This window comes from Kluyvera ascorbata ATCC 33433 (assembly GCF_000735365.1).
GTDB lineage: Bacteria > Pseudomonadota > Gammaproteobacteria > Enterobacterales > Enterobacteriaceae > Kluyvera > Kluyvera ascorbata.
This window is the reverse complement of record NZ_JMPL01000163.1, coordinates 1-7,870: the sequence shown is the minus strand read 5'-3', so window position 1 is coordinate 7,870 and position 7,870 is coordinate 1. Positions and strand designations below refer to the sequence as shown.

General features: G+C 56.9%; 4 protein-coding genes and 4 pseudogenes. 3 read left to right on the top strand and 5 right to left on the bottom strand.

Features of this window, described 5'->3' with window-relative positions:
* A pseudogene (lolD, locus tag GKAS_RS24995) lies at positions 1-624 on the bottom strand (lipoprotein-releasing ABC transporter ATP-binding protein LolD); the annotation flags it as partial.
* Positions 617-1,815: pseudogene (gene lolC, locus GKAS_RS21860) on the bottom strand (lipoprotein-releasing ABC transporter permease subunit LolC). The pseudogenes lolD and lolC, both read right to left, overlap by 8 nt.
* A gap of 172 nt (positions 1,816-1,987) precedes the next feature.
* On the opposite strand from lolC, the pseudogene GKAS_RS21855 reads away from it, so the two are divergent.
* A pseudogene (locus tag GKAS_RS21855) lies at positions 1,988-2,610 on the top strand (DUF2238 domain-containing protein).
* Positions 2,611-2,630: 20 nt separating this feature from the next.
* On the opposite strand, the gene GKAS_RS21850 reads toward GKAS_RS21855, so the two are convergent.
* From GKAS_RS21850 to melA, 3 genes are all read right to left on the bottom strand, one after another.
* The gene (locus GKAS_RS21850) at positions 2,631-2,885 is read right to left on the bottom strand and encodes a SemiSWEET transporter (RefSeq protein WP_035897442.1); all 255 of its coding nucleotides are present in this window, start codon (positions 2,883-2,885) and stop codon (positions 2,631-2,633) included.
* Positions 2,886-2,887: 2 nt separating this feature from the next.
* Entirely contained in the window at positions 2,888-4,318 is a 1,431-nt protein-coding gene (melB, locus tag GKAS_RS21845; protein WP_035897441.1) for a melibiose:sodium transporter MelB, read from the bottom strand.
* An 83-nt stretch (positions 4,319-4,401) separates the two neighbouring features.
* Positions 4,402-5,757 carry an alpha-galactosidase gene (melA, locus tag GKAS_RS21840; RefSeq protein ID WP_115074677.1) on the bottom strand — a complete coding sequence of 452 codons (1,356 nt, stop codon included), beginning with the start codon at positions 5,755-5,757 and terminating at the stop codon, positions 4,402-4,404.
* A gap of 249 nt (positions 5,758-6,006) precedes the next feature.
* On the opposite strand from melA, the gene melR reads away from it, so the two are divergent.
* Together melR and GKAS_RS21830 are read left to right on the top strand one after the other, a co-directional pair.
* Positions 6,007-6,933 carry a transcriptional regulator MelR gene (gene melR / locus GKAS_RS21835; RefSeq protein WP_035897436.1) on the top strand — a complete coding sequence of 309 codons (927 nt, stop codon included), beginning with the start codon at positions 6,007-6,009 and terminating at the stop codon, positions 6,931-6,933.
* A 116-nt stretch (positions 6,934-7,049) separates the two neighbouring features.
* Positions 7,050-7,870 (top strand): annotated as a pseudogene (locus tag GKAS_RS21830) (transcription-repair coupling factor); the annotation flags it as partial.

Here is a 7,870-nt window from a genome sequence, read left to right as displayed (position 1 = left end):
CCAGTTGAAGGTCGTGCGTGACCACCNGGAAAGCGGTGCCCTGCGACTGGTTCAGTTCGCCCAACAGCTTGAAGATGCTGTCGGCGTTTTTCGCATCGAGGTTACCGGTTGGTTCATCGGCCAGTACCAGGCGCGGGTTATTGACCAGCGCACGGGCAATCGCCACGCGCTGACGCTCACCGCCGGAAAGCTCCGACGGACGGTGATGGGCACGATGCTCAAGCCCAACCGCTTTCAGCATTTCCAGCGCGCGCGTGTTGATTTCGGCGGCTTCTTTTTGCCAATCAGCAGCGGCATTGCCACGTTTTCCAGCGCGGTGAAGTCCGGCAGCAGATGGTGGAACTGGTAGATAAAGCCAAGCTTCTGGTTACGCAGTTCGGCTTTTGCCGCCGTTGAGAGTTTACTCATCGGCTGACCGCTGAAAATCACGTCGCCGGAAGTCGGCGTATCCAGCCCGCCAAGCAAATGCAGCAGCGTACTTTTGCCGGAACCGGAGGTACCGACAATCGCCATCATTTCGCCTTCGCCAATGCTGAAGCTGACATTGTGCAGAACGTCGGTTTGCACATTGCCTTCCTGATAGCGTTTGCACAGGTTGTCGCATTGCAACAGGATCTTATTCATAACGTAAAGCCTCAGCGGGTTGAGTGGCGGCAGCGCGCCATGAAGGATAAAGCGTCGACAGCAGCGCCAGTGCCATCGCCACCAGCGCAATCACGATAACCTGCAGCGGCTCGATGGCAACCGGCAGCGCCGCGCCGTCGAGGAACGCGCCGATAATCGGCATTAAATTGTTAAGTTGGCTGGCCAGCAGCACGCCAAGCACCGCGCCTAACAGCGCGCCGATAATGCCCGCGCTGGCGCCCTGCACCATAAAGACGGTAAGGATCTGCCGCGGCGTCAGCCCCTGGGTTTGCAGAATGGCGACTTCGCCCTGCTTCTCCATGACCATCAGCCCAAGCGATGTGATGATATTAAACGCGGCCACCGCCACGATAAGGCTCAGCAGCAGCCCCATCATGTTTTTTCCATGCGCACGGCCTGGAACAGCTCGCCTTTACGCTCGCGCCAGTCCTGCCATTTGGTGCCCTGCGGCAGCGTTTGTTGGCTCAGAGTGTCTACCTGCAGCGGTTGTTCCAGCCACAGACGCCAGCCGGTGATATTTCCCAGCGGGTAGAGCATCAGGCGGGACGCATCCTGGATATTGACCAGCATCTGGTAGCCATCGACTTCACTGTCGGCAGCAAAGGTGCCAATCACCGTGAACAGACGCTGGCTCGGCAGGCGGCCCATCGGCGTAAACTGGCTGGCAGAAGGCACCATCACGCGAATTTGATCGCCACGATTCACCCCAAGCTGCCCGGCAAGCTGCTCGCCGAGAATGACGTTATATTTTCCGGCAGTAAGATCGGTCTGTTTGACGTTGACCAGGTACGGCGTGAGCGGATCTTTTTGCGCCGGGTCGATACCCAGCATCACCCCAACCGAGACGCTGCGCGCGCTTTGCAGCACCACGTCACCGGTGGTGAGCGGCGCAACGCGCGTTACGCCCTGTAGCTTCGCGCTCGATTCCGGGTGCTGTTGCGGGTTGAGGGAGCCTTGATCCGCCGTCAGAATGGCCTGCGGCATCAGCCCCAGGATGTTGTTTTGCAGCTCGCGTTCAAAGCCGTTCATCACCGAAAGTACGGTCACCAGCGCCATTACGCCAAGCGTAATGCCGATAGTCGACAGCCAGGAAACAAAGCGACCGAAGCGGTCCGCTGCTCGCCCACGCATGTAGCGCAGGCCGATAAATAGTGCGACAGGTTGGTACATGTAATCCGTCTGGTTGCTGATAGCAGAAGCACGAGTATATAAGCGAAAGCGGAATGGGTAAATGACTGAACCGTAAGCGCAAGGCTGACAATCGCTGACGAAAGGACACAAACATTGAAATTTTGGCCGTCACGGACAATAGTGTTGTTTTCCCTTTATTTGCGAATTCATGATGATCCGCACCGTCAATCCTCTTCTGCTATCCGCAGGCGCGGCGCTTCTGGCGCTGTTCCTGATTTATACCGGCGTAAGTGCCGCTGAAAAAGTGACCTGGCTGATGGAAGTCACCCCGGTGATTATCGTCGTGCCGCTGCTGCTATTCACGGCGAAACGCTATCCCCTCACTCCGCTGCTCTACACGCTGATTTTCTTTCACGCTATCATTCTGATGGTCGGCGGCCAGTACACCTACGCGAAGGTACCGATTGGTTTTGACGTGCAGGCCTGGTTTGACCTCAGCCGTAACCCGTACGACAAACTGGGGCATTTCTTCCAGGGGCTGGTACCGGCGCTGGCGACGCGAGAAATCCTGCTACGCGGACACATCGTGCGCGGGCGTAAGATGCTGGCGTTTCTGGTCTGCTGTGTCGCCCTCGCCATTAGCGCAACCTACGAGCTGATTGAGTGGTGGGCAGCGCTGGCGAAGGGCAAGGCGCGGATGATTTTCTCGGTACCCAGGGCGACCCGTGGGATACCCAGTCAGATATGTTCTGCGCGCTGTTAGGCGCGTTGACGACGGTGATTGTGCTGGCGGGCTGGCACTGCCGACAGTTAAAAGCTGCCGGATGGCGCTAACGCCTATCCGACAATCTTCCCTATCCGCGACGGAACTTGATAATCAAAATCGGCATGGCGAACACCAGCGTCATAAAATTCGCCATGCTAACTGCCGTATCTTCAATCATCACGCCGTAAATCAGCCACATGACCAGTCCGCAAACGAACATGATGTACATCAGGCCGGAGATCCCCTGGGTGTTGCGGGTGGCGATCACTTTAATCGCCTGCGGTAAAAACGACAGCGTCGTCAGGCAGGCGGCCGCATAACCAATCAAAGAAGCCCACTCCATGGTTACGCCTGCGCATCGCGAGTTACGGCAAGCGGAGTTACCGGCACCTCTTGCGGTGCGGCGGGCGTCGGTACTTTGCGATATTTATCCAAGAGGTGAATCTGAATTCTACGCAGCTGGTCGCCGTTCAAGCGGTAGTAGCGGAAATAGAGCACCAGGGTAATCGCAAAGAACACGACCGGCAGCACAATCATGATGAACTGCATGCCGAGCACGGTTTCGGCAGACTGGGCAACGTTTGGCGTATAGCCAATCACCCCGAGCACCACCGCGATAAAGAAGGCGGCAAACGCCGACCCGCCCTTCACCACCATCGTCTGCACCGCGTAGGCGATGCTCTCGCAGCGGACGTTAAACTTGTACTCCCCGTAGTCGACGGTATCCGCCACCATAATCACCTGCAATACCCAGAACAGCGCGGTGCCGATATTCAGGAAAATCCCCGCAATGCAGATAACCAGCACGTTTGCCGATCCCGCCAGCGCCATCAGCAACAGCACGCCGCCGCTGACCATCGGCAGGATTGACGCCCCCGCCCATAGCACCCGACGCGATAGCGCCTTCGCCAGACGCGGGAACAGCACCAGCGTCAGCAGGTTGGCCGCCCCCGCATAAGAGAGGTAGTACGGGAACAGGTCCGCATCGCCAACCACGTAGGTGAAATAGTAAATGGCAAAACCGGTGATGATATTCGACGCCACGTTGTAGGCCAGCGCCATTCCCAGCAGACAGGAGAGCTGGTCGTTTTTGTAGATGAGGGCAAGGATCGATTTCAGCGACAGGCGGCTGCTGTCCGCCGTGGCATCGCTGTCTGATGAAAAGACTTCATGGACGTTGCGCAGCGTGACAATCGTCGAGGCGATAAAGAACGCGATCAGCACCAGCGTGAACATCTGGAAGCCAAATCCACGGTCCTCTCCGCCCACGTAGTTCACGAACGGCAGCGTTATCCCTGCGGTGACAAACCCGGCGAGGCTGGCAAAAAAGCGCGGGAACGGCACCAGCTGTTCGCGTTCGCGCTTGTCCAGGGTAATGGTCGGCACCAGCGACCAGAATGGAATATCCATCAAGGTGTAGGTCGTGCCCCACAGAATGTAGGTGATGCAGACGAACACCACCTGCGTAGTGCCTTCAAACAAATGAGCGCTGAACAGTAAAAACAGCACCAGCGAGTTCGCCAGCGTGCCGAGCAGGATCCACGGCTTAAACTTGCCCCACCGCGTTCGCGTGGCGTTCACCACCCAACCCATGATCGGGTCGTTAAACGCGTTCCAGATTTTAGCCACCAGAAACAGCGTGCCCACCAGGCCCACCGATAATCCCACCACGTCGGTGTAGTAGTACATCAGGTACATGTAGACGATACCGATGGCGAAATCCTTACCAAACGCACCGAATCCGTAACTGAGTTTTGTTGTCAGAGAGATGCTCATAGGGTACCGGGTCACTGTTACCAGCGCCCGCCTTCTGTTATTAGAGAGGTAAGCGCCAGGTCTTACGCCCGGCGCAATTTGGATTAACGGTGCAGCCAGGCCGGTAGCCAGTCGCCGTGTGAGGCAATCAGGTCATCCACCAGCGCATAAATCTCTTCAATGCCCAGCACCGCGGCGGTGTGCGGGTCCATCAGCGCCGCATGGTAAACGCGGTCGCGGTTTTCGGTCAGAATCGCTTCGGTCAGCAGCGTCTGCACGTTGATGTTGGTTTGCATCATGGCGGCCAGATGCGACGGAATCGCCCCTACTTTGGTTGGCTGAATACCGTTGGCGTCCACCAGGCATGCCACCTCAACGCAGCTTCCCTGCGGCAGGTTATCAATCAGGCCGTCGTTACGGACGTTGCCGTAAATCACGCTCGGTTCACCGGTCCAGATAGCATTCATAATGGTGCTGGCGTATTCGCGCGACGGCTTAATATCAATGCGATCGGCGGTTTTGTACTCTTCCAGCTCTTTATGCCAGTTCGCCAACTGCTCGACGCAACGTTTCGGATACTCGTCCAACGGCACCTTGTAGCGTTCAATCAGATCCTCGCGCCCCGGCTTGATAAACCACGGGGTGTACTCCGCAAAGTGCTCTGACGATTCGGTGACAAAATAGCCCAGTTTTTTAAACATCTCATAGCGCACGATATTCTGGCAGCGCTCATTGCCGTGAATATTTGGTTTCGGCGCTTGGCCGGCTTCATAGGCGGCCAGCAGTTCTGGGTAGAGGTTAACGTAGCGACCGTCGGCGGTTTTACGCTCCAGCTCCAGGTAGAACGCCATATGGTTAATCCCGGCGCTGCGATAGCGCAGCGTCGCAGGGTCAATATTCAGATCGCGTGCCAGCTCTTCCGCCGTTCCCTGCACCGAGTGACACAGCCCCACCTGCTTGATGTGCGGATAACGGGCGTACATGGCCCAGGTGTTCATCGCCATCGGATTGACGTAGTTGAGCATCGTGGCGTCAGGACAGACTTCAGTCATGTCGTCGCAAATTTGCCACAGATGCGGGATGGTGCGCAGCGCACGCATGATACCGCCAGGGCCGAGGGTATCGGCAATCGTCTGCTCCAGTCCGTGGCGCTTGCAGACTTCAAAGTCGGTAACGGTACACGGCTCGTAGCCGCCAATCTGGAAGGCGACCACAACAAAATCGGCCCCCTGTAGCGCCGCTTTGCGGTCGGTATGACAGGTGATATGACCGGATGCACCGGCTGAATCCATCAGTTTGCGCACAACGATGTGCGACTCTTCAAGACGCGTTTCGTCGATATCCATCAGCGCGATATGCGCCGATTTAAGCGCCTCGCGATGAAAAACATCGCCCAGAATATTTTTCACGAAAATGGTCGAACCCGCGCCGATAAAGGTAATTTTTGGTGCTGTCATCATGACTCTCCAGAAACAGTAGTGAACGCCTTTATCGTGGCATGCGCTCCGGGCGAAAACCTCCGTCTTCCCCGGCGAGCATTCCCAAAAGCTCAGATCAGAGGGTGGTCGCGACAAGATCTGAGTTTTTGGGAGTAAATAGACTAGAAAGCAGAGTATCCGGCCTGCTAATCAGGCTAATATCAATGATAGCGGCGGCATTTGAGGCCGCCCTGCTGGCATGATTCTGATATTTCAGGAAACGGAGTTACCATGAGCGACGAGCCAATTACCTTTCTGCCCCGCGACCCGCATATGTGCAACGGCGACGAAAAACAGACCCGCAGCCCGCTGTCGCTCTATTCCGAATATCAGCGTATGGACATTGAGCTCCGTCGGCCGCACGCGATGGCCGCCAGCCACTGGCACGGTCAGGTAGAGGTTAACGTACCGTTTGACGGCGATGTGGAATACCTGATTAACAACGAAGTGGTGCAGATAAAACAGGGTCACATTACGCTGTTCTGGGCCTGTACTCCGCATCAGTTGACGCGGCCAGGCGACTGTCGGCAGATGGCGATTTTCAGCCTACCGATGCATCTGTTTCTCTCCTGGCCGCTGGACCGGGAGCTGATTAACCACGTCACCCACGGCATGGTGGTGCAATCGCTGGCGACCCAGCAGCTCAGCACCTTTGAAGTTTTGCGCTGGCAGCAAGAGGCCTACAGCCCCAACGAACAGATTCGCCAATTGGCGATCGATGAGATCGGCCTGATGCTCAAGCGCTTTAGCCTCTCGGGCTGGCAGCCGATTCTGCTCAACAAAACCTCGCGTACCCACAAGAACAGCGTCTCGCGGCACGCGCAGTTTTACGTCAGCCAAATGCTGGGCTTTATTGCCGATAACTACGATCAGGCGCTGACCATCGACGACGTGGCGGATCACGTCAAGCTCAACGCTAACTATGCGATGGGCATTTTTCAGCGCGTCATGCAGCTCACCTTAAAGCAGTACATTACGGCGATGCGTATTAACCACGTACGCGCCCTGCTGAGCGATACCGACAAAACTATTCTTGATGTGGCAATGACGGCAGGCTTTCGTTCCAGCAGCCGCTTCTACAGCACCTTCAGCCGCTACGTTGGAATGTCACCGCAGCAGTACCGCAAGCTGAGCCAGCAGAAGCGACAAACTCTCTGATCCACCGGTTTCGCTATTTTCAGCGGTTGCACTCCCGCCGCCATCACGGATAATAAGTACAGCAAATTTATATTATTACCGTGAAGACACGGCTTTCTGGAGAACGTGCGCCGACTATGCCTGAACATGCCCGTTACGACCTACCGAGTAAACCTGGCGACCAGCGCCAGCTTGGCGAACTGACCGGTGCCGCCTGCGCGACGCTGGTGGCAGAAATCGCCGAACGTCACGCCGGTCCGGTGGTGCTTATCGCCCCGGATATGCAAAATGCGCTGCGTCTGCACGATGAAATCGGCCAGTTTACCGATAATCTGGTGATGAACCTCGCCGACTGGGAAACGCTGCCTTACGACAGCTTCTCTCCGCATCAGGATATTATCTCCTCACGCCTGTCGACGCTGTACCAACTGCCCACGATGCAGCGCGGCGTACTGATTGTGCCGGTGAGCACGCTGATGCAGCGCGTCTGCCCGCACAGCTTCCTGCACGGCCATGCGCTGGTGATGAAAAAAGGCCAGCGCCTGTCACGCGATGCGCTGCGTAACCAGCTCGAAAGCGCGGGCTATCGTCATGTGGATCAGGTGATGGAGCACGGGGAGTACGCCACCCGCGGTGCGCTGCTTGACCTCTACCCGATGGGCAGCGAACAGCCTTACCGCCTCGACTTCTTCGACGATGAAATCGACAGCCTGCGCGTCTTCGACGTTGACAGCCAGCGCACGCTCGAAGAAGTAGACGCCATTAACCTGCTTCCCGCACACGAATTCCCGACTGACAAAACCGCCATCGAACTGTTCCGCAGCCAATGGCGCGATAAGTTCGACGTGAAGCGCGATGCTGAACATATCTATCAGCAGGTCAGCAAAGGTACGCTGCCTGCCGGTATTGAATACTGGCAGCCGCTGTTCTTCAGCGAGCCGCTGCCGCCGCTGTTCAG

Coding starts and splice junctions, on each gene's coding strand:
- melA (WP_115074677.1), bottom strand. CDS start 5,757: ATGATGACAGCACCAAAAATTACCTTTATCGGCGCGGGTTCGACCATT.
- GKAS_RS21850 (WP_035897442.1), bottom strand. CDS start 2,885: ATGGAGTGGGCTTCTTTGATTGGTTATGCGGCCGCCTGCCTGACGACG.
- melR (WP_035897436.1), top strand. CDS start 6,007: ATGAGCGACGAGCCAATTACCTTTCTGCCCCGCGACCCGCATATGTGC.
- melB (WP_035897441.1), bottom strand. CDS start 4,318: ATGAGCATCTCTCTGACAACAAAACTCAGTTACGGATTCGGTGCGTTT.